Genomic DNA, 26320 nt, shown 5'->3' with positions numbered 1-26320 from the left:
TCGGGTCAGCGGTTGGAGAACTCCGTCACCTCGAAGGACTCCGGCACCACCGGCACCGCGCCCTTTACAGAGCCCGGCTTGGAAGGCCGTTCGAACTTGTAGCCGACGTTGCGCACGGTGCCGATCATCTGCTCGTGCTCGGGGCCGAGCTTCGCGCGCAGCCGCCTGACGTGCACGTCGACCGTGCGGGTGCCGCCGAAGAAGTCGTAGCCCCAGACCTCCTGCAACAGCTGGGCGCGGGTGAACACCCGGCCCGCGTGCTGCGCGAGGTACTTGAGCAGCTCGAACTCCTTGTAGGTGAGCTCGAGGGTGCGCCGCCGCAGCCGCGCCGTGTAGGTGGCCTCGTCGATGACGAGGTCACCGACCCGCAGTTCGGCGTCGACATGGCTCGTCGCGCCGTCCCTGGTGGTGGCCAGCCGCAGCCGGGCGTCCACCTCGGCGGGACCCGCCGTCGGCAGGAGAATGTCATCGGTGCGCCACTCGGCACTCACCGCCACCAGGCCACCTTCGCCGACCACGGCGATCACCGGGGTCGTGGCGTCCTCGTCACCGGCGCCCTTGAGGAGCCTGCAGAGGCTCTTCGCGGACGCGAGGTCGCTGCGCGCGTCGAGCAGGATCACGTCACGGTGTCCGGCGTCGAGCAGCGCGGTGACCTCGGGTGCGCGAACGCGTACGGTGTGCGGGAGCAGATCGAGAGCGGGCAGCACTGAGGTGGCATCGGATTCCGCAGTGAGTACCAGTAAGTCCAGGCTCATCGCCACCGCCTCAAAATTGATCGCCTCGGGCACGGCCCGGGCCGGTCTTAGTTGAGAATAACCGGTGAAATCTGTGGTGTCCCTACTCGTGAAGTCGGCATCACACGAGGTCGCGGGCTTGAAGCGACCCGGAAACGACCGCGAAATGCTGCTGTAACAGAACGGAACCGAATGTGAGTGCTGTGACCCAGCAATCCCACCCGCCTCGCAAGCGCGGAGGCCGCAGGGCCCGCAAGATCATCGTGGTGCTCGTCGTGCTGGTCGGCCTGCTGGTCGCCGCCGACTTCGGCGCCGCGGCATTCGCGGAGCACACGGTGTCGCAGAAGGCGCGCGAGCAGCTGGGGCTCACCGAGGACCCGAACGTAACGATTCACGGCTTTCCGTTCACCACGCAGGCGCTCGGCGGCGAGTACGACCACATCACGGTCTCCGCGGACGGCGTGCCGGTGGGCGACATGCTCAACGACGTCGGGATCAGGGCCGAACTGCGCGAGGTCACGGCGCCGCTGTCGGACCTGACCTCCGGCAACACCGACAACATCACCATCGGCGACCTCGAGGGCCAGATCACGCTGAAGGCCAGCGACATCGGCAAGGTCTCGCCGCTGGACAACATCAAGGACCTGAGCATCGAGCCGTCCACCGAGGCCTATGTCCGCAACGGCGAGGGCAACGACGACTCCCAGGCCGGCGACGACACCGGCGATAGCGCCGCCGAGTCGCAGCGGGAGGACGACCAGGACTCCACGGCCGGCGTGCGCCTGTCCGGCAAGGTCGACATCGCAGGCCAGGAGATCGAGATCTTCGCCTTCGCCATGATCGAGCTCGACGGCACCTCGATCCGCATCACCCCGCACCGCCTGCAGTTCGGGAATGACCAGGAGACCACCGTCGTTCCGCCTGAGGTGCAGCAGAGGCTGCTGCCGAACTTCGAGGCGGACATCAACACCGGCGATCTGCCCTTCACCGTCACGCCGACGGCGGTCAAGGTGGAGCCGGGCTCGCTCACGATCAGTGGCGAGGCGAAGGACGTGGCGTTCGCCGGAGTGACGGGACAGTCGGGGCGGTAGCCCCCGCGCGGGACCAGGGAGACGAGCCGGTGACGGGGTTGTGGGTGGTGGTGGGCACGCTCGTGGCCGGCCTGCTGGTCGGCGCGCTGCTCCACCGCCGCAACGGCCGCATCCGCACCACCGCCGAGCCCGCGGGCGAGAGCGCCGAGCTGCCCGAGCCGGTCACGGCGGCCCTCGCGCCCGGCTCCGCCGTGACGCTGGTGCAGATCTCCACCACGTTCTGCGCCCCGTGCAGGCAGACGCGCGCCCTGCTGTCCCATCTGGCGGAACGCACCGAGGGTCTGCACCATGTGGACCTCGACGTCACCGACCGCCCGCACGTCGCGCAGGAGCTCGGGGTGCTGCGCACGCCGACGACCGTGGCCTACACCTCCGAGGGCCGTGAAATATTGCGGGTCGGCGGGGTACCGAAGGGCCCTGACCTGCTCGCCGCGCTCGGCCCGCACCTCGTCCCAGAGGTTGAACGCGGTTCCCACTGACAGGGAGGGTAGGTACTGTGAGCGCCGTGGACAGGCTGCCTACCCACCTCCTCACGCAGCGCCGCGCAGTTGATCTGTGCCGCGTGCGTAGCAGCCTGTGTTCGTCGAGCGGTTCGCCCCGGTTCGACGTTCCAGCCGCACACAGGAGGTGACATGGCAGCAGGCCCCGCAGTAGACCCTCGTGGCCCCCGCTTCGCCGCGGCCGTCACGACGGTCGTGCTGGCCGTGGTGCTGGTCACCGGCTGGTGGCCGCTGCTCGCCGCGCAGACCGTGGTGTTCGCCATCGGCGCCTTCATCGGGCTACGGCCCGCGCCCTACTCGGTGCTGTACCGCGCGCTGGTGGCGCCGCGACTCGCGCCGACGAGCGAGCGAGAGGACGCCGCTCCGCTGCGCTTCGCCCAGACGGTGGGGTTCGTGTTCGCGCTGGTGGGCACCCTCGGCTACGCGGGCGGGGTGACCGCGCTCGGCGTCGTCGCAACGGCGTTCGCCCTGTTCGCCGCGTTCCTCAACGCGGCGTTCAACTTCTGTCTCGGCTGCGAGGTGTACCTGCTCGCGCGCCGGTTCACCCCGCGCACCGAACACACGTCCTGAGAAATCCCTTCGCCAACCACGAGTACAAGAAAGTGAGTGCCGCTCCATGAGCCGTGAAGACGTCCTGGTCACTACCCAGTGGGCAGAGGAGAACCTGAACACTTCCGGCGTGGTGTTCGCCGAGGTCGACGAGGACACCACCGCCTACGACGGCGGGCACATCCGCGGCGCCGTGAGGATCGACTGGAAGACCGAGCTGCAGGACCAGGTCCGGCGCGACTTCGTCGACAAGGCCGGCTTCGAGGCCCTGCTGTCGGACAAGGGCATCGGCAACGACGACCTCGTGGTCCTCTACGGCGGCAACAACAACTGGTTCGCCGCGTACGCGTACTGGTACTTCAAGCTCTACGGCCACGACAACGTCAAGCTCCTCGACGGTGGCCGCAAGAAGTGGGAGCTCGACGGCCGCGAGCTGACCACAGACGACACCAAGCGTGAGCGCACCAGCTACAAGGCCAAGGAGCAGGACCTCCAGCTCCGCGCGTTCCGCGACGAGGTCGTCGACGCCATCAACACCAAGAACCTCGTCGACGTGCGCTCGCCCGACGAGTTCTCGGGCAAGCTGCTGGCGCCCGCGCACCTGCCGCAGGAAGCGGCCCAGCGTGGCGGCCACATCCCGAGCGCGGTGAACGTGCCGTGGTCGAAGGCGGCCAACGAGGACGGCACCTTCAAGTCGGCCGAGGAGCTCACCGAGCTGTACCGGGAGGCCGGCCTCGACACGTCGAAGTCGACCATCGCGTACTGCCGCATCGGCGAGCGGTCGAGCCACACGTGGTTCGCGCTGCACGAGCTGATCGGCCTCGACGACGTGAAGAACTACGACGGTTCGTGGACTGAGTACGGCTCGCTGGTCGGCGTGCCCATCGAGACGGGAGCGAAGTAGATGTCGGACGGATGCGGCGCGCCGCAGCAGACCGCCACGGCGGCTGACGAGGACACCAACGGCCAGGTCGTGGTCGCCGGAACGGTGACCAGCAGCGACGGCCCGCTCGGCGGCGCGTACGTGCGGCTGCTCAACGCCGACGGCGAGTTCGCGGGCGAGGTCCAGGCCTCACCGCAGGGCGACTTCCGCTTCTACGCGGCTGCGGGCGACTGGACCGTGCGCGCGCTGCACCGCACGGGCAACGGCGAGGCCGCCGTGACCGCGGGCGGCCCGGGCGTGCACCAGGTCGCCATCGCCGTCTCCTGAGGCGTCCACCACCACAGCACCACCAACGCGGAGGCCGCCTTCCCTGACGAGGGGAAGGCGGCCTCGCTGCGCCGACCCGCCCCACCCGAGACCTGCGGAGCTGCGGTGAAGGGCACCTTTACTGCATTGAATGCGGTAAAGGTGCCCTTCACCGCATCTGGGCTCCCGCGCTGCTGCTGAGCCAGTGCGGCGGGTTATCCTTCCGCTCGTGGAGATTATCTTTACGACGCTGCTCGTACTGGCCATCGTCGCCACCACCTGGTTCGGTGGTTACGTCGTCTACCGGCTGTACTCGGACCGCCGCGACGCCTGATGTCCAGCGGTATGTCCAGCGGCGACGAAGCCATCCGGGTCGCGGCCGAGCGCGCCGAACAGACCGCGGGCAGGAACATCCCGCAGTTCGACGACCTGCCGATCCCCGGTGACACGGCGAACCTGCGCGAGGGTGAGAACCTCAACGACGCGTGCCTGGCGCTGCTGCCGCTCGTCGGCGTGTGGCGCGGCGAGGGGGAGGTCAACTACCCCACGATCGACGGTCCGCGCCGGTTCGCCCAGCAGCTCACCATCGCCCACGACGGGCGCCCGTTCCTCTTCCACGAAGCCCGGTCGTGGCTGCTCGACGACGACGGCAACGTGATCCGCCCCGCGGCGCGCGAGACCGGCTGGTGGCGTCCCCAGGAGGACGACACCATCGAGCTCCTGCTCGCGCACTCCAGCGGGATCCTCGAACTCTTCTACGGCACCCCCAAGAACCAGTCGGCCTGGCAGCTCGCCACCGACGCGGTGGTGCGCACCTCCACGGCCAAGGAGGTCACCGCCGCGCAGCGCCTGTACGGCATCGTCGCGGGCGGCGACCTCGGCTACGTCGAGGAGCGCGCGATGGTCGGCCAGCCGATGACGCCGCACGCCTCCGCGCTGCTGCGTCGCGTGGTCGGCTGAGTCCCCGCTTCCACGACGAAGGCCACCTCCCACTCACGGGAGGTGGCCTTCGTCGTGTCCGGGGCTCAGTCGTACTGCGAGTCGTAGACCTTCGCCAGCTCCGCGTGCAGCTCCGTCGAGTCGGCCAGCGGCTGCCCGTCGAGCGTGTGCACCCGCGTCACCTTGCGCACCGACGACGCGAGGAAGACCGCGTCGGCCGAGGTGAGCTCGCTCGCGGGGAACGACTCCACCACCGTCTGCCAGCCGGCCCGTTCGGCCGCGCGGAACACGTCACCCTGCGTAGTACCCGGCAGGATGCCGATGGTCGGCGGCGGCGTGTAGAGCGTGCGCCCGCGGACGAGGATCACGGCCGACGTCGGGCCCTCGAGCACCGAGCCGTCGGTCGCCGTGAAGATCACGTCGGACGCTCCACGCCGCGCCGCCTCGCGCACCGCGGCCATGTTCACCGCGTACGACAGGGACTTCGCGCCGAGCAACAGCCACGGCGCGCGCTCCATCAGGTCGGTGCCGATGCCACGCTCCAGCGTGACCGCGGCGATGCCCTCGGCCCGCGCCCGCTTGACCTTCTCGTCGATCTCCATGCCCAGCGCGAACGCCGTCGGCGTGGCGTTCGGGTCACCCTCGACGCCTCGCGTGTAGACGAGCTTGAGGGCGATCTCCGAACCGCCGGACCAGTTGTCGATCACGAGCTGGACGACGCGTTCCCACGCCGCCCGGTCGGGCTCGGGCAGGTCCAGCATCGCCGCCGACCGCGCGAGCCGGTCGAGGTGCGGGCCGAGCTCACGGGGCCTGCCGTCGGTGACGAGGATCGTCTCGAAAACGCCGTCACCGCGGAGCACGCTGAGGTCGTCGACGCGGAGGTGGGCCTGGTCTGGGTCGGCAAGTGTGCCGTCGAGGAAAGCGAGCACGCGCATGTGCTCACGGTACTCACCTACGATCGGTCGTATGGCCTACCAGTCACCGCTGCTCTCCCGGCCCGGCGCGGTCGCGGCACCCGAAGGACACCCCGAGGCCGGGGTGGCCTGGCACTGGGGGGATCCGTTCGCCGAGCAACGCACCGCCGTGCGCGGTGTCGCCGTCGTCGACCGCTCCCACCGGCACGTCATCACGGTGTCCGGCGAGGAACGCCTGTCGTGGCTGCACCTCGTGATCTCGCAGCACGTCTCGGCACTGCCCACCGACACCGGCACCGAGGCACTGGTGCTGGACAGCCACGGCCGCGTCGACGCGCACATGGTGCTCGGCTACACCGAGGACGTCGTGTACCTCGACACCGATCCCGATTCGCAGGCGACGAGCGCGCTGCCCAAGGGCGGCAAGCAGAGCCTGCTCGCCTATCTCGAGGCGATGAAGTTCTGGTCCAAGGTGGACATCCGCGACGCGACCGAGGACTTCGCGGTGCTCACGTTGCTGGGACCGGACATCGACAAGGTCCTCGACGTCGAGGTCGGCCCGCAACCCTACGCAATCACGCCGCTGCCCGGCGGCGGTCTCGCCCGCCGTATGCCGTGGCCGGGCAGGCACGCCGTCGACCTGCTGGTGCCTCGCGCCGAGCTGGCGACGTGGTGGTCCCGGCTCACCGACGCGGGCGCCCGGCCCGCGGGCAGCTGGGCATTCGACGCCCTGCGCGTCGAGTCGCTGCGGGCCCGCACGGGCGTCGACACCGACGAGCGCGCCATCCCGCACGAGCTGAACTGGATCGGCTCGGCCGCCCACGTCGCGAAGGGCTGCTACCGCGGCCAGGAGACCGTCTCGAAGGTGCACAACGTCGGCAGGCCGCCGCGCAACATGGTGCTGCTGCACCTCGACGGCTCGCCGGAGATCTATCCCGAAACGGGTGACCCGGTGGTCCTGGGCGAGCGCACGGTCGGCCGGATCGGCAGTGTCGCCCAGCACCACGAACTCGGACCGATCGCGCTCGCGCTGGTCAAGCGCTCGACCCCGGCCGATGCGGAGCTGCTCGTCGGCGCGGAGGACAACAGGGTGCAGGCCGCGATCGACCCGGACTCCGTGCCAGGGGAGGGTGCGGCCCCGGGGCGGGAGGCGGTACAACAGTTCCGGGGATGAGATGATCACGCGCATCCCTGGTGTGCCCGACCGATCTAGAGCAGGATGGCCCCGTGATCGAAGTCCGGCCCGGCGGGCGACGTCGCATCGACCGTGTACTGGCCCCCGGCTACGTCCTCGACGTGGACACGCTGCCGATGGACACGCTGCGCGAACGGCGTGACGAGGCCGCGCAGGAGGAGACCGACCTCTCCTACCTGCGCCGGCTCCTGCACGCCAGGATCGACATCGTGAAGGCCGAGCAGCAGCGCCGCACGTCCGGCGGCTCGGCCAGCATCGTCGACCAGCTGGCCACGATCCTCGCCGACAACGCGCTCGGGCCGGCCACCGGTTCGGGCCGCCACCAGTCGCTCGAGCCCTCCCGCGCGGGCGAGTACCGCAGGCGCGCGGAGGCGCTGGTCGGCAACGCGGATCTCTCCGACGTGTCGGCACTGTCGGAGGAGCAGCTGACCCAGACCCTCGACAGCTTCCGCGAGCAGGAGGAGTCGGTCTCGCAGCGGCGGCGCGAGGTGCAGAACGTGGTCGACGGCTTCAACGCCGAGATCGCCCGGCGCTACGCCTCGGGCACGGCCTCGGTGGACGAGCTGCTGGCGAGCGAGCGAGGCAAGGACGTGCCCGAGGATGACTGACGCCCCGCCACTGGTGGAGCTGGTCCGCTCGGGGTTCGTCGAGAGCGTGCACCACGGCGCCGTCGTGGTCGTGCGTCCCGACGGTTCGGTGCGCACCGCGTTCGGCGACGTCGAGCGCCCCTTCTTCCCGAGGTCGAGCTGCAAGCCGCTGCAGGCGGTGGGCCTGCTGGAGTCCGGCCTCGACGTCGGCTCGGCGGATCTGGCGCTGGCGTGCGCCTCCCACAACGGCGAGCCCGGCCACGTCGAGCGGGCACTCGCGCTGCTCGCCTCGGCCGGCTTGGGCGAGTCCGACCTGCACTGTCCTGCCGTCTACCCGATGTACGAGCCGGCCAGGGCCGAGGCGATCCGCACGTGGCCGGGCGAGCGGCGAGCGGCGATGAACTGCTCGGGCAAGCACGCCGCGATGCTGGCGGCCTGCGTGCGGCGCGGCTGGCCCACGCGGGGCTACCACGATCCGGGCCACGAGTTGCAGCTGACGATCGCCGACACGGTCGAGAAGCTCACGGGCGAACCCATCGCGGCCACGGCCGTCGACGGCTGTGGAGCACCGCTGTTCGCGTTCTCTCTCACCGGTCTGGCCAGGTCGTTCTCCCGGCTGGTCACCGCCCAGGACGGCCCCGCTCGGCGGGTGGCCGACGCGATGCGGGCCGACCCGTGGCTGGTCGCGGGCACGGGCAGGGACGACACGCTGCTGATGCGTGCGGTGCCGGGCCTGCTGAGCAAGGTCGGCGCAGAGGGTGTGCACGCGATGGCGCTGCCCGACGGCACGGCGGTGGCGCTCAAGCTCGCCGACGGCGCCACGCGCGGCAGGGCACCGGTGCTGGTCGCCGCGCTGCGCGCGCTCGGGGCGCTGCCGGACAACCCCGCCGCGCTCTCGGTGGTGGAGGGCCTCGGCCGCGGCGCGGGCGTGGTGCTCGGCGGCGGTCGCGAGGTCGGCGAGCTGCGGGTCACCGGCGAGTGCCTCGCGGCGCTCGCTAGTTGAACCGCTCCCTCGCGGCGAGGTCGCCCCAGTAGTCCCGCAGCGTCTGGAACAGCTCGGCGATCTCCTCGACCGCGCCGCCCCGCAGGGCCTCCAGGATCGAGTGCACCTCCTCGGCGGAGGTGTCGGACTCCAGGATCGGGTCCTCGATGAGCTGCACCAGCCCGCCGTAGTCCAGCTCGACGGCCGAGGCGGGGTGGAAGTTCGACAGCCAGCGGCCCGTCTCGGCGAGGATCTGCGTCGGCCCCGAGTCGCCGAGCGTCTCCTGCACCAGCTCCTCGGCCTCGGCCACACGGCGCAGCGCGTCGGTCATCGCGGTGCGCCAGGACAGCTCGCGCCGGGGGTCGTGCATGCCGTCGCCGAGCACGAGCCTGCGCTCGTCGGGCTCGATGAGCGAGAACCACGGCAGCGGCACGGTCCACGTCGTGGACAGCATGTGCATGGTTCCGGTGTGCAGGTCGCGCAGCGCCGAGTTGGCCCGCGTGCGCAGCGTCTCCTCCGTGGCGTCCGCGGCGTCGAGCACCGCGGCGCGCAGCGCGGGCGTGGCCTCTCCGAGAAAGCCCACGAGCGCCGCGGCCGAGCGCACTCGTAGCTCCAACGGGCAGACGAGGGGGCCGGGACCCACCACGGCACTTCCCGCCGTCGGCACCTCGGAGGGGTCGAGCACGAGCACGTCGGTCTTGGCGCTGGGAGCCGCCTCGCCGCTCGGCAATTCGGCAGGCAGCAGCCGAGGAGGCACTGAAATCTGTGACTTCAGCCACAAGAGATGTTCGCGCTCGCCGGCGCTCGCCCGCGTCAGCTTGGCGGCCTCCGCAGCACGAAGCAGCTGCTCGTCGGGCGGTTCACCGAAAGCGGACAGCGGTTCGTACACCCGGAGATAGGCCACGAACGGACGGAGCACCCCGAAATCCTGGCACGCCCGCACCCGCCCGTGAGCACCGGCTCACCCCTTCGCGAGCCGGACCGGATACTGTCACCGTTCGCACACCGTGCCACGTCGCATCACAGCCCATCGACACGGTACGGTGTGTCCAAGAAATAGTTGTCGAGACGACGCGGGGCCGCCGATTCCCCCGGCCGCCCCGCCCCTGTGCAAGGGGGTCGAGCCATGGGGCGCGGCCGAGCTAAGGCCAAGCAGACGAAGGTGGCCCGGGAGCTCAAGTACAGCGTTCCCACCACGGATTTCGATGCTTTGCAGCGCGAGCTGTCGGGCGATTCCTCTGACGAGGAAATTAGCCGCGGTGAGGACGAGGAGCAGTACGAGGACCCGTACGACGGGTACGACGACTACCGTCGTTGAAGCACGCGGAACGCGAGGGTGGGAGCCGGTGACACCGGTGCCCACCCTCGCGTTCCGCGTGCTGACCTTGTGCTGCCATCAGACGTGACGTGAGGAGCAACGGTGCCTGACATACAACGCGTCGGAGTGATCGGAGCGGGCCTGATGGGCTCCGGGATCGCGGAGGTGCACGCGCGAGCGGGCATCGAGGTCGCGGTCAACGAGGTGAGCCAGCCTGCGCTCGACGCGGGCAGGGCTCGCATCGAGAAGTCGTTGCAGCGCGGTGTGCGCAGCGGCAAACTCTCCGACTCCGACGCCGAGGCCGCCCTCGCGCGGATCACGTTCACCACCGACCTCGACGCCCTCGCCGATCGCGACCTCGTCGTGGAGGCCGTGCTCGAGCAGGAGCAGGCCAAGGTCGAGGTGTTCCGCTCGCTGGACAAGGTCGTCGAGCGCGAGGACGCGATCCTTGCCTCCAACACGTCTTCCATCCCGATCACGACGCTGGGCAGGGCCACCGAGCGGCCCCAGCAGGTGATCGGCATTCACTTCTTCAACCCGGTGCCGGTACTGCCGCTCGTCGAGCTGGTGCCGTCGCTGCTCACCGGTGCCGACACCGTCGAGCGGGCCGACGCGCACGTCTCGTCGGCGCTGGGCAAGACCGTGATCCGCGCGCAGGACCGTGCGGGCTTCATCGTCAACGCGTTGCTGGTGCCCTACCTGCTGTCGGCGATCCGGATGTTCGAGGCGGGCTTCGCCTCCGCCGAGGACATCGACAACGGCATGGAGAAGGGCACCGCGCACCCGATGGGTCCGCTGCGCCTCGCCGACCTGATCGGCCTCGACACCGTCAAGGCCATCGCGGACTCGATGTACGCGGAGTTCAAGGAGCCACTGCACGCGGCGCCGCCGCTGCTGCTGCGCATGGTCGACGCCGGGCTGCTCGGCAAGAAGTCCGGCCGCGGCTTCTACGACTACAGCTGAGGTCGGCGGCCCGCGATCAGATCGTCCCCAGCTGCGGGGACGACAGCATCATGGCGACCTTGGTGCCCGGAACCGCCGAGTCCACCTGCTGCTGATCGACCAGGATGCCGGTGACTCGCAGCGATCGCTGCTTGCCGTCCTGGGAGACATCCAGGTTCTCGCCCACGTGCACCGGGAGCGTCAGCGGGCCGGTGACGGTCACCCCGACGCCGCTGATCACGTGGGTGTCCTCGACACGGATCACCTCCGCACCGGCTCGGGTGACCCCCGCGGGCCCGGCCGGTTGAGCACTCGCCTTGTTTCCGAACAACCTGCCGAGAAATCCCATGACGAGGACCCTAGCGGGCACGGCCGGTGCGCACGCGGAAACGGCGCATAGGGTGCGGGGGTGGACGCACAGCTGCGAGTGGGCCTGGTCGGCGCGGGGCCGTGGGCGCGGACCGTGCACGCCCCGGGTCTCGCGGAGCACCCCGGCACGTCACTGACCGCCGTGTGGACGCGGCGCCCCGAGGTCGCCTCCGCGCTCGCGGAGGAGCACTGCACCCAGGCGGCGACGTCGTTCGAGGAACTGCTCGACCAGGTGGACGCCGTGGCGTTCGCCGTGCCGCCGTCGGTGCAGGCGGAGTACGCCGTGCTCGCGGCGAAAGCGGGCAAGCACCTGATCCTGGAGAAGCCACTCGCCCACGACGTCGACTCGGCCCGCCGGGTCGCCGACGCGGTGGCCGAGGCGGACGTGGTGGCGTTGCTGATGCTCACCATGCGCTACACGCTGCAGACGCGCGAGTGGCTGGCCGGGCTCGGCGAGGCAGGCGGCTGGAAGGGCGGCAACGCCCGGTGGCTCTCCGGCGCATTGCTCGGTGAGAAGTACGGCAACTCGCCGTGGCGGCAGGCCGAGGGCTCGCTCAGCGACATCGGCCCGCACACGTTCGACCTGCTCGACGCCGCGCTCGGCGAGATCACGGCGGTGCTCGCCGCCCACCGCGACGCCGGCGACCTGTGGCACGTGCTGCTGGAGCACGAGAGCGGCGCGACGAGCACGGTCGCACTGACGACGCGGCTGCCCATGCGCCCGACCGTCACCGAGTTCGCGGTGTACGGCGACTCGGGGTTCCGTTCGCTGAGCCGCAAGCCCGGCCTGGAGACCGAGTCGTTCACCGCACTGCTCGACGACTTCGCCGCCATGATCGCCAGCGGCGTCCGCACCCACGACTGCGACGCCACCCGCGGCCTGCACCTACAACGAATCCTGGCGATGTGCCTCGAGGCGGCCCGACTGCGGTGAAGGGCACCTTTACCGCGTTCAACGCAGTAAAGGTGCCCTTCACCGCGGTTACGCGTCCTGCTTTTCCCGCTCCTGGGTTTTCGGGGTGATCAGTTTGCGGAGCAGGGGCCACGCCAGGATCAGCGCGATCACCACGTAGACCGTCACCGCCATCGGCGAGTTGACCAGTCCGCTCAGGTTGCCGTCGCTGATCTGCAACGCCCGCCGCATCTGCAGCTCGGCGGCCGGGCCGAGGATCACGCCGATGATCGCGGGCAGCACCGGCAGCCCGAAGCGGCGCATCGCGAAGCCCAGCACACCGATCGCGAACAGCAGCAGCAGGTCCAGCACCTCACCGCCGACGGCGTAGGCGCCGACGCTGGCGAAGAACAGGATGCCCGCGTACAGGTACGGCCTCGGGATGCGCAGCAGCTTCGCCCACACCGGCGCCATCGGCAGGTTGATCACCAGCAGCAGCACCAGGCCGACGAACAGGCTCGCGATGAGACCCCACACCAGCGCCGACTCCCGCTCGAAGAGCAGCGGGCCCGGCTGGATGCCGTACTGCTGGAAGGCCGCCAGCATCACCGCGGCCACGGCCGTGGTGGGCAGGCCCAGCGTCAGCATCGTCACCAGCGTGCCGGCCGCCGACGCGCTCGCGGTCGACTCCGGACCGGCGACGCCCTCGATGGCGCCCTTGCCCCACTCGTCCTTGTGCCGGGAGAACCGCTTCTCCGTCACGTAAGACAGGAAGGTCGGGATCTCCGCGCCACCGGCGGGGATCGCGCCGAAGGGGAAGCCGATGAACGGTCCGCGCAGCCACGGCTTCCACGTGCGCCGGAGGTCGTCCTTGCCCAGCCACGGCCTGCCGACCGGGATGGGCTTCTCCAGCTTGTTCCGCAGGTGCGCGGCGACCCACAGCGACTCGCCCACGGCGAACAGGCCGACCGCCACGATCACCACGTCGACGCCGTCGGCGAGGTGCAGCGAGCCGAACGTCAGCCGCGCCTGGCCGGTCAGCTGGTCGAGCCCGACGAGCCCGATCGTGAGACCGACGAGCAGCGACGCGAACCCGCGCAGCCGCGAACTTCCGAGCACCGACGTCACCGCGACGAACGCGAGCACCATGATCGCGAAGTAGTCCGGCGCTCCGATGTCCACGGCGAGCGAGGCGACCAGCGGCGCCAGCAGCACCAGCAGGGTCGTGCCGATGACACCGCCGAGGAAGTGCCCGATGGCGGCGGAGGCCAGCGCCTGCGGGCCCCGGCCGCGTTTGGCCATCGGATGGCCTTCCATCGCGGTGACCACGGCCGCGGTCTCGCCGGGCGTGTTCAGCAGGATCGACGTGGTCGAGCCGCCGAACATTCCGCCGTAGTAGATGCCGGCGAACATGATCAACGCCGCCGTCGGGTCGAGCCCGTAGGTGACCGGCAGCAGCAGTGCCACCGCCATGGCCGGGCCGATGCCCGGCAGCACGCCGATCGCGGTGCCGAGCAGCACGCCGATCACGGCGACCAGCAGGTTCGAGGGGGTCAGCGCGGTGCCGAATCCGTCGAACAGGTTCGAGAGCGAGGTCCCGATGTCCATGGCTTAGAACACCCCCATCAGCGGGCCGCCGGGAAGCGGGACTCCGAGCAGCTCGTTGAAGGCGACCCACGTGACCACCGACAGCACGGCGGCGATGAGCGGGTCGCGGACGTAGTTGCGGCTGCCGAGCGCGAACGCCGCGGCCCAGAACATCACCGCCGACGACACCGGGAACCCGGCGACGTCGATCAGCGCCGCGTTGGCGAGGAACGCGCCCGAGAGCAGCAGCACCGTGCGCCAGTCGGCCGTCGACGTCAGGTCGATGTCCTCGCCGCCCTCGGCCTCGCCCTTGCCGCCGCGCAGCACGTCGCGCGCCAGCAGCAGCGCGATCAGCACCAGCAGCGACCCGACCGCCACCGGCACCGCCTGCGGCCCCAGCGGGCCACGCGTGGTGAAGTCGGTGGGCAGGCTCAGCCCGTCGGTGAGTACCAGCACGCCGAGCAGCAGCAGGAACGCGCTCATCCCGAGCTCGGAATGCTCCCGCCACCAGGTCTTGCGATCGGTCTCCGGCTCCCGGGTCTTGGGAGCCGTGCTCGTGGTGTCCGTGCTCATGCCAGCCCCAGCTCCTTCAGCACCGACTCCACCCGCTGCGACTCCGAGTCGAGGAAGGCGCCGAACTCGTCGCCCGTCTGGAACGCGTCGTCCCAGGCGTTGAGCTTCAGCGCCTGCTTCCACTGTCCGGTGCCGTGCAGCCGGGAGAACATCTCGATCAGCTTGTCGCGATCGGCTTCGGACAGGCCGGGCGGCGCGACGATGCCGCGCCAGTTGGTGAAGTTCACGTCCACACCGGACTCGATGAGCGTCGGCGCGTCGATGCCGTCGACCCGCTCGGACCCGGTGACCGCCAGTGCGCGCAGCTCGCCCGCCTCGATCTGGTCCCGCGCCTCGCCGATGCCGGTGACGCCGAAACCGACCTTGCCGCCGAGCACCGAGGCCATCAGCTCGCCACCGCCGTCGAACGACACGTAGCGGACGTCCTTCGGCGCGAGCCCGATGGCCTTCGCCGTGAGCATCGGCGCCAGGTGGTCGGGCCCGCCCGGCGACGAGCCGCCGCCGACGGGCAGTGCCGCGGGGTCGGCTTTCCACGCGTCGAGCAGCTGGCCGATGTCGCGGTACGGCGAGTCCTTGCCGACCACGATGATGTCGGCTTCCTCGGTGAGCTTGGCGATCGGCGTCGTGTCGGCGAGCGACGACGGCGACGAGTTCGTGTACACCGAACCGACCACGCCGAGCCCCATCGACATCGCGAGCTTGCCGTTGCCTCGTTCGCCGACGAGCCTGCCGAGCCCGACCGTTCCACCGGCACCGGGCAGGTTGAACACCTCGGTCGTGCCGTTGAGCCCGTTGTCCTCGATCGCCTTCACCGCGGTACGCGCGGTGATGTCGTAGCCGCCACCCGGCGTGTTCGGGACCATGACGCGCAGGCCGCGGATCTGCGAGCCCGACTCGTCACCGCCGGAGCTCACGAGCGGCGGTACGAGCAACACCAGCAATGCCGCGCCGAGCACCGCCAGCCATGTCTTCGGTTTCCTCATTGCCACCTCACTGTGATCGGCAACATCGTGCACCGGCGGCGGGGTGAAGTCTCGGTTGCGCGCTTATCGGTACTTGTGGTCGTTCTGCTCACCGAACGGTCGGCTGCCGAGGTGCCATAGTGAACCGATGGGTGCGAAGGGATCGCTGGCAAGGCAGCTGCTGGGCTGGCTGCTCGCCATCGTGTTCGCCCTGCTCGGCTGCGTGGTCGTGGTTTCGGTGATGCAGTCGAACAAGAGCTTCGCCGACAGCGAGGGCCGCAAGCTACTTTCCGCCGCCGAGAACGTGGCCGCCACTCCGGGCGTGCGGGTGAGCCTCGCCGATCCCGTGAACCGTGACCCGCTGCCGATCTTCGCCGAGAGCGCGCGCAGCCTCTCCGGGGCCGACTTCGTGAGCATCACCGACCCGGACCTGCGCGTGCTCACCTCGCAGGATCCCGACCAGCTGCGCACGACGCTGCCGATCGGCGAGAGCACCGTGGCCGACGGCCGCGCGTGGGTCGGCGTGGTCGACGACTCCCTCGTGGCGCACGTGCCGGTGATCGGCGACGACGGGAGCACCGTCGGGGTGGTCGCCGCGGGCAAGGCGACGCCGGGGTTCTTCGAGGGCATCGCCAACCGGCCGAGCGACGCCTTCGTGCTGATCGGCATCGCGACCGTGCTCGGCATCGCGGGCTCGTTGTTCCTCGCCTGGCGGGTCAAGCGCCAGACGCTGGGACTGGAGCCGCGCGAGATCACCGGGCTCGTCGAGCACCGCGAGGCCCTGCTGCACGGCATCAAGGAGGGCGTGATCGGGCTCGACCTGCAGCACCGGATCACCCTGGTCAACGACCACGCGCGCGAGCTGCTGGCGCTGCCGGAGGACTGCGTCGGCAAGCGCATCGACGACCTCGACGCCGGCGATCGGCTGCGCGACGTGCTCACCGGCAGGGCAAGCGGCGCCGAGGCGATCGTGCTGCGCGCGGGCAGGGCACTGGTGATGAACCGGATGCCGGTCTCGCGCGACGGCCGTGAGCTCGGCTCGGTGGCGACGCTGCGCGACCGCACGGAGCTGATCGCGCTGCGGGAGGAGCTCGCCGCCACCTCGCGCACCACCGACACCCTGCGGGCGCAGGCGCACGAGTTCACCAACCGGCTGCACACGATCGCCGGGCTGATCGAGCTGGGCGAGTACGACGAGGCCCGCAACTACGTGAACCTGGTCAGCCGCGCCCACGACGAGTGGCACGAGCAGGTCAGCGCCCACCTCGGTGACGCCGCGGTGGCCGCACTGCTGGTCGCCAAGGCGAGCCTGGCCGCCGAGCAGGACGTGGGAATGCGGCTCACCGGCGACAGCTCGCTCGGCGAGGTTGACGAGCAGCTTTCGGCCGACCTCGTGACGGTGGTCGGCAACCTGGTCGACAACGCGCTGGACGCGCTGCGCGGCGTCGACGGGGCTGGCGAGAACTGGATCGAGGTGGGCATCAGGGCCGACGGCGAGGCGGTGTCGGTGGTGGTGCGCGACTCCGGGCCGGGCGTGGCTCCAGAGCTCGTCACCGAGGTGTTCGCCCACGGGTTCACCACCAAGGCCGCCGAGCACGGCGGCACGCGCGGGCTCGGCCTCGCGCTCACGCGTCAGACCTGCAGGCGCAGGGGCGGATCCGTCGAGGTGCACAACGCGGGCGGCGCGGTGTTCACCGCGGTCTTGCCCTTCGAGAGCACTCGCGCGAAGGTGTCGCGATGATCCGAGTGCTCGTGGTCGACGACGACTTCATGGTCGCGAAGGTCCACAGTGGCTACGTTCAGCGCACGCCCGGCTTCACGGTGGTGGGCGCCGCCCACACGGGAACCGACGCGCTGCGGGCCGTTCGCGACCTCAGGCCGGACCTGGTGCTGCTCGACATCTACCTGCCCGACCTCGACGGCCTGGCCGTGCTGCGCGAGCTCCGCGCCGATCCATCCACTGTGGACACCGACGTGGTGGTGATCACCGCGGCCCGCGACGTGGACACCATCAGGGGCGCGATGCGCGGCGGAGCGCTGCACTACCTGATCAAGCCGTTCTCCTACGCAGCGCTGCGCGACCAGCTCGAGCACGTGGGCTCGCTGCACGCCAAGCTCGCGCGGCTCTCGGCACACTCGACCGCCGGACAGCAGGACGTGGACGACGTCTTCGGCACGCGCACGCGCAACACGAGTGCACTGCCGAAAGGGCTCACCACACAGACGGCCGAGCTGGTGCGGCAGGCGCTTGTCGACCATCCGGATGGTCTTTCGGCGAGCGAATGTGCTGCCGCGACGGAACTGTCGAGGCCGAGCGCACGCCGTTATCTGGAGCATTTCGTGGAGAAAGGCCGCGCGGAGGTGCGGCTCCGCTACGGCGGAACAGGGCGGCCGGAACGCCAGTACCACTGGCGTAGTTGAACAGGCAATCCCCAACTTGGGCGGCTGATTTCCCGTGCAATTGCGCTCCCGTGATGTAAAGGTGATCTTGGGAGTCGCGATAAGTCGGGGGAGGCAGATCGCGTGGAAATTTTGCTGCGCAGTTTCGGAATATTGGTCCCCATCGCGGTGCTGACACTGCCGTTCGCACTGCTCGCCTGGCGATTGCTGACCGTGTGGCGCGCCCGAAGACGACCCGCGCGCCAGGCGCTCGTCACGGCGGGGCTCGACGTGGCGATCGTGCTCGTCGCCGCGCTCGTGCTCGCGCTGGTCACCATGCCGTTTCCGGGGCCGGGCGGCGTCAGCCTCGTGCCCGGCGAGGACCTCGGCGACGCGCTGACCGACAACGCGTCGTTCTGGCAGGTCGCCGCCAACGTCGTGATGTTGTTGCCACTCGGGATCCTGCTGCCGCTGCGCTGGCGGTTCTGGCAGGGCGTGCGCCGGGTGGCGCTGGCCGCGCTCATGGCCTCGATCGGCATCGAGGCCATGCAGTACTTCATCGACGCGGGCCGGTTCACCTCCACCGACGACGTACTGCTCAACACCGTCGGCGCCGCGCTGGGAGCGTCACTGGTCCGGCGCTCGCCGGAGCCCGTCTTCATCGCTCTACGTGGATACCCATCCCCGGCCCCAGCGGTAGGTCAGCGAAGTAGAACACCGACAGGATGAGCGCCCACGCCGTCCAGAATGGAATGACGAACGGCAGCATCTTCGCGATCACGGTGCCGAGACCGGCGCTCGGGTCATAGCGACGGACGAACGTCAACAGCACGATCATGTACGGGTTCAACGGCGTGATCACCTGGGTCGCCGAGTCGCCCACCCGGAACGCGGCCTGGCTGAAGCCGGGTTCGAAGCCCAGCAACAGAAACATCGGCACGAAGACCGCCGCCATCAGGGTCCACAAACTGGAACCGGAGATGATGAACAGGTTCAGCACCGAGGCCAGCACCATGAAGCCGAGGAACGCCGCGTAGCCGGTGAGCCCGATGCTCTGCAGGAAGTTCGCACCGCTCACCGCCAGCCACGCGCCGATGTTGGTCCACGCGAACAGCGCGATGAACTGGCCGAGCACGAACGCGAGCACGATGAACCCGGACAGGTCCTTGAGCGCCTTGCCCATCAGCAGCGGCACGTCGGCGGAGCGGCGGATGGCTCCCACCGAGATGCCGTAGGCGAGACCGGGCACGAAGAACGCGACGAACACGAGCGTGGTCACCGAGTCGAGCAGCGGCGACTCGGGAAGGAACCCGCCGTTCTCGTTGCGCAGTGGTGATCCGGGCAGCAGCACCAGCACCAGCACCGCCGCGGTGGTGACGAGCAGTGCGATTCCCGCCCGCACGAGTGCCCTGCGCTCGCGCGGTTCAAGCTCGGCCGTCAGCGTGGTGTCGGTGGCGGGTTCCACCTCCTCGCGCGGGAAGCGACTGCGTTCGAGGGACGGCTCCACGATCTTGGCGATGATCAGTCCGGCGAGCAGGCTCAGCGCGATCGAGGCCACGACGTTGAAGTAGTAGTTCGAGATCGGGGTGACCGTGGTGCCCGGGTCGGGCAGCGTCGAGGCCACGGAGTTGCTGATGCCGGCGAACAGCGCGTCGAGGCTGGTCACGAACATCGACGTCGAGTAGCCGGCGCCGGTCGCGGCGAACCCGCCGAGCAGCCCCGCGACCGGGTGCCTGCCCGCCGCCTTGAACACCATCGCCGCCAGCGGCGGGATGATGATGAACGCCGAGTCGGACATGATGCTGCCCGAGACACCGACGAAGCCGAGGGCGTAGGGCAACAGCCAGCGGGGCGCGCCCCGGAACGCGAGCCGGATCAATGCCGACAGCAGCCCGGTCCGCTCGGCGAGCCCGACGCCGAGCATGATCGTGACCACCGTCTGCAGCGGCGGGAACTCGATGAAGTTCGTCGCCATGCCGGTGAACAGGAACTGCAGGCCCGCGCCGGTGAACGCGCCCTGGATGGGCGTCGCCTCGTCCTCGCCGGGGACGAGCACCTCGACCCCGGCCGCGGCCATGATCGTGGAGACCACGCCGACGAGCAGGGTCAGCAGCACGAACAGGATGAACGGCTCCGGCAGGCGGTTGCCGACCCGCTCGATCCAGTTCAGTAGCCGGTCGAGCCGGGTCTGCTTCGGGAGAGCGCCGGTGTCCGACATCGCCCACCTTCCGTCGCCGCGGACAGTGGAGGCAGGCTAGTTGATCAGTGTTTCTCCCGAATGACTTCCCGAGAAGTAGGACGGAACATCGAGCGCGCCGCCCGCCGCCTCGAACTCCTCGTGCACGGCGGCACGCAGGCGCCCGTCTGCCAGGTAGTCCACCGCGGTGAGCGCGAGCCCGAGCGCACCGTCGGCCACCGCGCGCTCACCCGCGGCAGAGCCCGCGGCCTCGGCGAACTCCACGGTGTGCAGCGCGGCTGTGGGCTCGGAGATGGCGATCATCGGGTGGATCGCGGGCATCCGGTACGACAGGTTGCCCAGGTCGGTAGAGCCGGTGAGGAAGTCGGGCACCACGCCGGGCGGCAGCGGGGTGCGACCGCTGAGCTCCTGGTTCACCGCCCAGCGGGCCGACAGGGTGTGGTTGAACCGGATCGGCAGATAGGCGGGCTGCGGGTCCCAGCGCAGCTCGACGCCGCACCCGGTCAGCTCGGCAGCGCCGCGCGCGATCGCGGCGAGCCGGTCGGCCAGGTCGCGCAGCGTCTCCGGGCGCATCGACCGGAAGTAGAACAACAGCGCGGCCCGGTCGGGAACGACGTTGGGCCGGTTGCCGCCGTCGGTGAACACCCCGTGCACGCGGTCGCCCGGCGGCAGGTGCTGACGCAGCGCGGCGACGCCCTGGTAGGCGCCGACCGCCGCGTCGAGTGCGTTGCGGCCCATGAACGGCTGCGCGGCCGCGTGCGCGCTCACGCCGTGGAAGACCATCTCCAGCTGACGGCGACCGAGGAACGGGTGCATCGCGACGTCGTGACTGAACGGGTGCAGCATCACCACGGCATCGACGTCGTCGAAGACACCGGCCCTGGCCAGCGTCTCCTTGCCACCGCCGCCCTCCTCGGCAGGCGTGCCGACGAGCGAGACCCGGCCGCCCGTCTCGCCGAGTGCGGCGGCGACGCCGAGGTACCCGCCGACCCCGGTCGCGCAGATGACGTTGTGCCCGCACGCGTGGCCGATGCCGGGCAGCGCGTCGTACTCGGCGAGCACCGCGACGTGCGGCCCCGACTCTCCGGTGGTGGCGAGCAGCGCGGTGTCGAGCCCGCCGACCCCGACCCGCACCGAGTGGCCGTGCTCCTCCAACAGGTCCGCGACGGCACGGGCCGAGCGGTGCTCGGTGAACGCGGTCTCGGGATTGGCGTGCAGGTCGCGGCTCAGCGCGACCAGCCGCTCGCCGTACGCGGAGACGGCCGCGGTCACCGCGTCGCGCGCGCTCGCGGGTGCGCCGTCGTGGTCGGAGGTTAGCGGTTCGGCGCGGCGCACGGCCTCGGCCGTCGCCTCGGTGAGTACACGCAGGTAACTGTCGTCGGGCTGGCGGGGTTCGGTCACGCGCGCACCCTACTCGTCGAACCGACCGCCCCGGCCGCGCTTGACGTCACCACGACGTTTCTTCGCGGCGATCCGGCGCTCCTGCGAACCACGCGTCGGCCTGGTGGGGCGGCGCTTGCGCGGCGGCGCGGCCGCGGCCTCGCGCAACGACGCCACGAGCCGCACCCTCGCCGCCTCACGGTTGCGCCGCTGCTCGCGATGCTCACTGGCCACGATCGTCAACACGCCGTCGTTCAATCGCTGCCCGAGCCGCGCGAGCATCCGCGACCGCAGGTCGTCGGGCACGGACGGCGAGCGGCCGACGTCGAAGGACAGCTCCACCCGCGACGACGTGGTGTTGACGCCCTGCCCGCCGGGACCCGACGCGCGCGAGAACCGTTCGCCCAGCTCGGCGTCCGGGATCACCAACCGCGCGGTGACGCGCAGGTCAGAACCGGGGGTGGTCACCGGTCAGCGTGGCGCGAGGCCCGTCGGCGTCCTCGGAGGGCCGCACGTCGCCGAGCACCCACGCGGGCACGTGCCGCGCGGTGAGCACGGCCAGCGCCCGGTCGACGTCCTCCGGCGACACGATCGCGACCATGCCGACGCCCATGTTGAAGGTGCGCTCCAGCTCGGAGCGCTCGATGCGGCCCCGCTGTCCGATCAGCGCGAACACGGGTGCGGGCGTCCAGGTACCCCGGTCGAGCTCCGCGGTGAGCCCGCGCGGCATGACGCGCTCAAGGTTCGCCGCGAGGCCACCGCCGGTGACGTGCGAGAACGTCCGCACGTCGGCCTCGGCGGCCAGCGCGAGGCAGTCCTTCGCGTAGATCCGGGTGGGCTCGAGCAGCTCCTCGCCGAGGGTGCGGCCGAACTCCTCCACGTGCCCGTCGAGCGGCATCCGCGCGATGTCCAGCAGCACGTGCCTGGCCAGCGAGTAGCCGTTGGAGTGCAGACCGGTGGAGCCCATGCCGATCACGACGTCGCCCGGCCGGACCAGGTCGGGGCCCAGCACGTCGGCGGCCTCGACGACACCGATTCCGGTGGCCGAGATGTCGTAGTCGTTCTCGCCCATCAGCCCGGGGTGCTCGGCGGTCTCGCCGCCCAGCAGCGCGCAGCCCGCCTGCACGCAGCCCTCCGCGATGCCCTCGACGATCGCGGCGACCTTCTCGGGCACGACCTTGCCGATGGCGATGTAGTCCTGCAGGAAGAGCGGCTCGGCACCGGTCACGACCAGGTCGTCGACCACCATCGCGACCAGGTCGATGCCCACCGTGTCGTGCTTGTCCAGAGCCCTCGCGACCGCGATCTTGGTGCCGACGCCATCGGTCGACGACGCGATCAGCGGTTCCTTCCAGCGCCCCGGCTTCAGCGAGAAGAGGCCGGCGAACCCGCCGACTCCGCCAACCACCTCCGGCCTGCTGGCGCGGGCGGCATGGGGCTTGAGCAGCTCGACGGCGTGGTCACCGGCGTCGATGTCGACCCCGGCAGCGGCGTACGTAGCGCTCGTGGACTCGCTCACGGAAGCGGACTCCATCCTGGAAGCTCGAAACGACTAGGGCCCCGTGCCCTAGGGACGCCTGACGGCATCCTCGGCACCGTACCCCGCCGGACTGACGGCGATGGAGGTCGCGGCCGTTCCTACTCCCGCCGCACCTCCGGACAGCCCTTCGAGCAAATGCTTGCCGATGAGCGCGTCATCGGGCAGGTCGATGGGGTACTCGCCGTCGAAGCACGCCGCGCACAACCGCGTGCGGGGCTGCTCGGAGGCGGCCACGAGACCGTCGAGCGAGACGTAGCCGAGCGAGTCGGCGCCGATCGAGCGCCGGATGCCGTCGAGGTCGGCGCCGTTGGCGACGAGCTCGGCACGCGAGGCGAAGTCGATGCCGTAGAAGCACGGCCAGCGCACCGGCGGCGACGCGATGCGCACGTGCACCTCGAGCGCTCCGGCCTCGCGCAGCATCCTGACCAGCGCGCGCTGGGTGTTGCCACGCACGATGGAATCGTCGACCACCACGAGCCGCTTGCCCCTGATCACCTCGCGCAGCGGGTTGAGCTTGAGGCGGATGCCGAGCTGGCGGATGGTCTGCGAGGGCTGGATGAACGTGCGGCCGACGTAGCCGTTCTTCACCAGGCCCGAGCCGTACGGGATGCCCGAGGCCTGCGCGTAGCCGATGGCCGCGGGCGTGCCGGACTCCGGCACCGGGATCACCAGGTCGGCGTCGGCGGGGTGCTCGTCGGCCAGCCGCCTGCCGATCTCCACGCGCGTGGAGTGCACGCTGCGACCTGCGATCGTGGTGTCGGGCCTGGCCAAGTAGACGTACTCGAAGATGCAGCCCTTTGGCTCCGGGTTGGCGAAGCGCGACGACCGCAGACCGCCCGCGTCGATCGCGATGAGCTCGCCCGGCTCGACCTCGCGCACGAACGAGGCGCCGGTGATGTCGAGCGCCGCGGTCTCGCTCGCGACGACCCAGCCGCGCTCGAGCCTGCCGAGCACCAGCGGGCGGACGCCGTGTGGGTCGCGCGCCGCGTAGAGAGTGCTCTCGTCGGAGAACGTGAGGCAGAAGGCTCCGCGCAGCGTGGGCAGGAGCTCCATCGCCGCCGCCTCGATGCCCTTGTCGGCTGCCGCCGCCGCGAGCAGGCCACTGACCAGGTCGGAGTCGGTGGTCGCGCCGTTCTTGCCGACGACGCCGAGTTCCCGCGCGCGCTCGTGCAGCTCGTGGGTGTTCACGAGGTTGCCGTTGTGGCCGAGCGCGAGCCCCGAGCCCGTCGGCGTGGTCCGGAACGTGGGCTGAGCGTTCTCCCAGCTGCTGCCACCGGTGGTGGAGTAGCGGCAGTGCCCCACGGCGATGTGTCCCTGCAGCGACGAGAGGATCTGTTCGTTGAAGACCTGGCTCACCAGTCCGAGGTCCTTGAAGACGACGATCTGGTTGCCGTCCGAGACGGAGATACCCGCGGCTTCCTGCCCGCGATGCTGCAACGCGTACAGGCCGTAGTAGGTCAGTTTCGCGACATCTTCACCGGGCGCCCAGACGCCGAACACGCCACATTCCTCGCGTGGTTCGGTTTCGAGCTGATCGCCGGCGGCTTCCCCAGTGGACGACTGGTCGGTGTGCACCGAAAGGCTCCCCTGAATACGAGAACGGGCCGCCCCCAGTGTAGACGCAGGAGGCGGCCCGGCTCGGTGATGTAGCGCTCAGCGAGAGCCGGTCACGCGGTGGCCGCGAGCCACTTGGCGCGGCCGAAACCGCCGGGAACCCAGCAGCCACGGGACTCGGTCCGCACGGGCTCGGCGTAGTCGTCGTCGCCGAGGCCGAGCAGGTCGTCGACGACGGTGGTCATGGCACCGGCGCGTTGCCACAGAACGGACGCGGGGGCGAGGATGTCGGGCTCTTCACCCGGCATGCGCATGGCCAGCACGTCGTCCTCGCCGTCGAGTCTGACGACGTCCACGACGTTGCCGTGCGCACGGACACCGACGACGGTGATGATCTCGCCTCGGTCGTCACGCGGGTGCACGAAGTTGAAGCCACGCTCGATCAGCTTGCCGAGGACGTCCTCGACCGTCGTCTCAGGCGAGCATGTCATCGAACTCGCCGTCCTTGGCTCCGGAGAGGAAGGCCTCGATCTCGGCGCGCGTGTAGATCAGCGCCGGCCCGTGGGGGTCGCGGGAGTTCCGCATCGCGATCTGCCCACCGGTCAGGTGCGCCACCTCGACGCAGTTGCCCATGGCTCCGCTGTACTTACTCTTCCGCCAAGCCGCATCCGTCAGCAGCTCCGAAGAGATCCCGTTCCGGATCGTCTCCGCCATGATCCTCACCTTCCCGACTTACACCTTGGAGGATGCATCTGCACGTGCATTCACTTGTGCACTCACCGTAGCACGGGCCAATGCAGGTGTGAATGCACGTGCAGCGGCAAGTTCGCCGAACAGAAGATGAACCGCTTTCGGGTGAATACCGAGGTAGGAAGCAGCCCGCGGCTACGCCGCTGCGTGAGCCTTCAGCAGCATCTGACGTGACCGATCGGGTGTCTCGGCGTCGACCGCGAGCCGGTCCAGTGACCGTCCGATGAGCTCGATCTCGTCAGGGCGGTCCAGATAGAGGCCGCCCGCGATGTGCTCGATGTAGGCGATGTTCGGCAGCTCCGGCTCCGAGAAGCGCAGGAGCGTGAACGCGCCCTCCGCCGCGTAGCCGCTGCGCTCGTAGGGCAGGACCTGCAGCGTGATGTGCGACATGTTGGTGAGCTCGAGGAGCTGGTCGAGCTGCTTGCGCAGCACGTCCCTGCCGCCGATCGGACGGTGCAGCACCGACTCGTCGATGACCGCCCACATCCGCGGCGCGTTCGGCCGGAAGAGCAGCCGCTGCCGACGCATGCGGAGCGCGAGGCGACCCTCGGCGGCCTCGCTGGCGTTCTCGGGCAGACCGTGGGTGACGATCGCCCTCGCGTAGTCCTCGGTCTGGAGCAGGCCGGGCACGAACTGGAGCTCGTAGGTCTGGATGCGAGCGGCCGCCTCTTCGAGTCCGACGAAGTCGTCGAACCACTTCGGCATGTACTCGTTGAACTTCTGCCACCAGCCGGGCTGGTTGGACTGCTTGACCATCGCGAGGAAGCTCGCGCGCTCCTCGGCGTCCCCGACGCCGTACATGGTGAGCAGGTCGCTGACGTCGCGGTCCTTGAAGCCGACCCGGCCGAGCTCGAGCCGCGAGATCTTCGATTCCGAGGCCCGGATGTGATACCCGGCGTCGGACCTGGTGACGCCCGCGTTCTCCCTGAGGCGGCGCAGCTGAGCACCGAGAATCATGCGTCGAGCGGTAGGACCGGCTGACTGATCGCCGGCGGCACCCTCAACCGCAGCCATGTTTCGGACCCAACCCTCTCATTGCCGACCCCTGTTCAAGACCTGACATCGTACCCGAGGAAACCGCCCGATCACCCAAAGTACCGCCGACGGCCTCGCAGTCAAGACACCGCCGTTTACCCGCCGGGCACGAGTCCCTACTCTACGTTTGACTCCGCGATACCCCAACTCACTCTGTGAGGT

At 70.1% G+C, this 26320-nt stretch carries 30 protein-coding genes; 15 read left to right on the top strand and 15 right to left on the bottom strand.

The genetic code is table 11. From position 1 onward, the window contains the following. Positions 1-5: 5 nt before the first annotated feature. Positions 6-755: a winged helix-turn-helix transcriptional regulator gene (locus tag JHE00_RS10965; RefSeq protein ID WP_200317548.1), complete on the bottom strand. Its 750-nt coding sequence runs from the start codon at positions 753-755 to the stop codon at positions 6-8. 182 nt (positions 756-937) lie between these two features. On the opposite strand from JHE00_RS10965, the gene JHE00_RS10960 reads away from it, so the two are divergent. From JHE00_RS10960 to JHE00_RS10935, 6 genes are all read left to right on the top strand, one after another. Continuing rightward, entirely contained in the window at positions 938-1825 is an 888-nt protein-coding gene (locus JHE00_RS10960) for an LmeA family phospholipid-binding protein (protein ID WP_200317547.1), read from the top strand. 29 nt (positions 1826-1854) lie between these two features. After that, complete coding sequence (locus tag JHE00_RS10955; protein WP_200317546.1) at positions 1855-2304, top strand: TlpA family protein disulfide reductase; 450 nt, start codon at positions 1855-1857, stop codon at positions 2302-2304. 153 nt (positions 2305-2457) lie between these two features. Next, on the top strand, positions 2458-2895 hold the full coding sequence (locus JHE00_RS10950) for a DUF4395 domain-containing protein (protein ID WP_200317545.1): 438 nt from the start codon (positions 2458-2460) through the stop codon (positions 2893-2895). 46 nt (positions 2896-2941) lie between these two features. Further along, a complete protein-coding gene (locus tag JHE00_RS10945; protein ID WP_200317544.1) occupies positions 2942-3778 on the top strand; it encodes a sulfurtransferase in 837 nt (278 codons plus the stop codon). After that, complete coding sequence (locus JHE00_RS10940) at positions 3779-4084, top strand: DUF1416 domain-containing protein (RefSeq protein WP_200317543.1); 306 nt, start codon at positions 3779-3781, stop codon at positions 4082-4084. 324 nt (positions 4085-4408) lie between these two features. Continuing rightward, on the top strand, positions 4409-5023 hold the full coding sequence (locus JHE00_RS10935) for a heme-binding beta-barrel domain-containing protein (protein ID WP_200317541.1): 615 nt from the start codon (positions 4409-4411) through the stop codon (positions 5021-5023). A gap of 65 nt (positions 5024-5088) precedes the next feature. On the opposite strand, the gene JHE00_RS10930 is transcribed toward JHE00_RS10935, so the two are convergent. Further along, positions 5089-5937 (bottom strand): aminodeoxychorismate lyase, encoded by an 849-nt coding sequence (locus tag JHE00_RS10930; RefSeq protein WP_200317539.1) that lies wholly within the window; start codon positions 5935-5937, stop codon positions 5089-5091. A 31-nt stretch (positions 5938-5968) separates the two neighbouring features. Between JHE00_RS10930 and ygfZ the strand changes: the two genes are divergently transcribed. Genes ygfZ through JHE00_RS10915 form a run of 3 tightly spaced genes read left to right on the top strand, consistent with a single transcriptional unit; the run spans position 5969 to position 8701 of the window. Beyond that, positions 5969-7090 (top strand): CAF17-like 4Fe-4S cluster assembly/insertion protein YgfZ, encoded by a 1122-nt coding sequence (gene ygfZ, locus JHE00_RS10925; RefSeq protein WP_200317537.1) that lies wholly within the window; start codon positions 5969-5971, stop codon positions 7088-7090. 53 nt (positions 7091-7143) lie between these two features. Further along, positions 7144-7719, top strand: coding sequence for an RsiG family protein (locus tag JHE00_RS10920; RefSeq protein WP_200317535.1), 576 nt, complete (start codon positions 7144-7146; stop codon positions 7717-7719). After that, on the top strand, positions 7712-8701 hold the full coding sequence (locus JHE00_RS10915; protein ID WP_200317533.1) for an asparaginase: 990 nt from the start codon (positions 7712-7714) through the stop codon (positions 8699-8701). Before JHE00_RS10920 ends, JHE00_RS10915 begins: the two co-directional genes overlap by 8 nt. On the opposite strand, the gene JHE00_RS10910 is transcribed toward JHE00_RS10915, so the two are convergent. Then, complete coding sequence (locus JHE00_RS10910; RefSeq protein ID WP_200317531.1) at positions 8694-9599, bottom strand: DUF8083 family protein; 906 nt, start codon at positions 9597-9599, stop codon at positions 8694-8696. The genes JHE00_RS10915 and JHE00_RS10910 overlap by 8 nt on opposite strands. 207 nt (positions 9600-9806) lie before the next feature. On the opposite strand from JHE00_RS10910, the gene JHE00_RS10905 reads away from it, so the two are divergent. Continuing rightward, complete coding sequence (locus JHE00_RS10905; RefSeq protein ID WP_200317529.1) at positions 9807-9998, top strand: DUF3073 domain-containing protein; 192 nt, start codon at positions 9807-9809, stop codon at positions 9996-9998. A 102-nt stretch (positions 9999-10100) separates the two neighbouring features. After that, the gene (locus JHE00_RS10900) at positions 10101-10961 is read left to right on the top strand and encodes a 3-hydroxybutyryl-CoA dehydrogenase (RefSeq protein ID WP_200317526.1); all 861 of its coding nucleotides are present in this window, start codon (positions 10101-10103) and stop codon (positions 10959-10961) included. A 16-nt stretch (positions 10962-10977) separates the two neighbouring features. Here JHE00_RS10900 and JHE00_RS10895 read toward each other — a convergent pair whose 3' ends face one another. Then, positions 10978-11289, bottom strand: coding sequence for a hypothetical protein (locus JHE00_RS10895; RefSeq protein ID WP_200317524.1), 312 nt, complete (start codon positions 11287-11289; stop codon positions 10978-10980). Positions 11290-11349: 60 nt separating this feature from the next. On the opposite strand from JHE00_RS10895, the gene JHE00_RS10890 reads away from it, so the two are divergent. Beyond that, the gene (locus tag JHE00_RS10890) at positions 11350-12243 is read left to right on the top strand and encodes a Gfo/Idh/MocA family protein (RefSeq protein WP_200317522.1); all 894 of its coding nucleotides are present in this window, start codon (positions 11350-11352) and stop codon (positions 12241-12243) included. A 48-nt stretch (positions 12244-12291) separates the two neighbouring features. On the opposite strand, the gene JHE00_RS10885 is transcribed toward JHE00_RS10890, so the two are convergent. Genes JHE00_RS10885 through JHE00_RS10875 form a run of 3 tightly spaced genes read right to left on the bottom strand, consistent with a single transcriptional unit; the run spans position 12292 to position 15344 of the window. Continuing rightward, positions 12292-13809, bottom strand: a complete 1518-nt coding sequence (locus JHE00_RS10885; RefSeq protein WP_200317520.1) for a tripartite tricarboxylate transporter permease — start codon at positions 13807-13809, stop codon at positions 12292-12294. 3 nt (positions 13810-13812) lie between these two features. Next, positions 13813-14361 (bottom strand): tripartite tricarboxylate transporter TctB family protein, encoded by a 549-nt coding sequence (locus JHE00_RS10880; protein ID WP_200317518.1) that lies wholly within the window; start codon positions 14359-14361, stop codon positions 13813-13815. After that, positions 14358-15344 (bottom strand): Bug family tripartite tricarboxylate transporter substrate binding protein, encoded by a 987-nt coding sequence (locus JHE00_RS10875; RefSeq protein WP_200317516.1) that lies wholly within the window; start codon positions 15342-15344, stop codon positions 14358-14360. The genes JHE00_RS10880 and JHE00_RS10875 overlap by 4 nt, the downstream gene beginning before the upstream one ends. A 127-nt stretch (positions 15345-15471) precedes the next feature. Between JHE00_RS10875 and JHE00_RS10870 the strand changes: the two genes are divergently transcribed. The 3 genes from JHE00_RS10870 to JHE00_RS10860 all read left to right on the top strand — a co-directional run bounded on the left by JHE00_RS10870 (position 15472) and on the right by JHE00_RS10860 (position 18431). Next, positions 15472-17064 carry a sensor histidine kinase gene (locus JHE00_RS10870; RefSeq protein ID WP_200317514.1) on the top strand — a complete coding sequence of 531 codons (1593 nt, stop codon included), beginning with the start codon at positions 15472-15474 and terminating at the stop codon, positions 17062-17064. Next, a complete protein-coding gene (locus JHE00_RS10865; RefSeq protein ID WP_200317512.1) occupies positions 17061-17744 on the top strand; it encodes a response regulator in 684 nt (227 codons plus the stop codon). The genes JHE00_RS10870 and JHE00_RS10865 overlap by 4 nt, the downstream gene beginning before the upstream one ends. 102 nt (positions 17745-17846) lie before the next feature. After that, a complete protein-coding gene (locus JHE00_RS10860; RefSeq protein ID WP_200317510.1) occupies positions 17847-18431 on the top strand; it encodes a VanZ family protein in 585 nt (194 codons plus the stop codon). Here JHE00_RS10860 and JHE00_RS10855 read toward each other — a convergent pair. The 8 genes from JHE00_RS10855 to JHE00_RS10820 form a co-directional block, all read right to left on the bottom strand. After that, on the bottom strand, positions 18361-19920 hold the full coding sequence (locus JHE00_RS10855; protein ID WP_200317508.1) for an AbgT family transporter: 1560 nt from the start codon (positions 19918-19920) through the stop codon (positions 18361-18363). The genes JHE00_RS10860 and JHE00_RS10855 overlap by 71 nt on opposite strands. Before the next feature lie 36 nt (positions 19921-19956). Further along, complete coding sequence (locus tag JHE00_RS10850) at positions 19957-21300, bottom strand: M20 family metallopeptidase (RefSeq protein WP_200317506.1); 1344 nt, start codon at positions 21298-21300, stop codon at positions 19957-19959. 9 nt (positions 21301-21309) lie between these two features. Continuing rightward, on the bottom strand, positions 21310-21747 hold the full coding sequence (arfB, locus tag JHE00_RS10845) for an alternative ribosome rescue aminoacyl-tRNA hydrolase ArfB (RefSeq protein ID WP_200317504.1): 438 nt from the start codon (positions 21745-21747) through the stop codon (positions 21310-21312). Further along, entirely contained in the window at positions 21728-22798 is a 1071-nt protein-coding gene (gene purM / locus JHE00_RS10840) for a phosphoribosylformylglycinamidine cyclo-ligase (RefSeq protein WP_200317502.1), read from the bottom strand. Before purM ends, arfB begins: the two co-directional genes overlap by 20 nt. Positions 22799-22846: 48 nt before the next feature. Beyond that, positions 22847-24394, bottom strand: a complete 1548-nt coding sequence (purF, locus tag JHE00_RS10835) for an amidophosphoribosyltransferase (protein ID WP_200317500.1) — start codon at positions 24392-24394, stop codon at positions 22847-22849. Positions 24395-24486: 92 nt separating this feature from the next. Next, positions 24487-24864 carry a hypothetical protein gene (locus JHE00_RS10830; RefSeq protein WP_200317498.1) on the bottom strand — a complete coding sequence of 126 codons (378 nt, stop codon included), beginning with the start codon at positions 24862-24864 and terminating at the stop codon, positions 24487-24489. Then, the gene (locus JHE00_RS10825; protein WP_200317496.1) at positions 24848-25087 is read right to left on the bottom strand and encodes a DUF397 domain-containing protein; all 240 of its coding nucleotides are present in this window, start codon (positions 25085-25087) and stop codon (positions 24848-24850) included. Before JHE00_RS10825 ends, JHE00_RS10830 begins: the two co-directional genes overlap by 17 nt. Before the next feature lie 171 nt (positions 25088-25258). Further along, the gene (locus JHE00_RS10820) at positions 25259-26137 is read right to left on the bottom strand and encodes a Sco1979 family transcriptional regulator (RefSeq protein WP_200317494.1); all 879 of its coding nucleotides are present in this window, start codon (positions 26135-26137) and stop codon (positions 25259-25261) included. Positions 26138-26320 lie beyond the last annotated feature (183 nt).

The sequence above is a fragment of the Prauserella cavernicola genome (assembly GCF_016595675.1).
GTDB lineage: Bacteria > Actinomycetota > Actinomycetes > Mycobacteriales > Pseudonocardiaceae > Prauserella_A > Prauserella_A cavernicola.
Note: the sequence above shows the minus strand (reverse complement) of the source record. Positions and strands in the feature narration are given on the sequence as shown.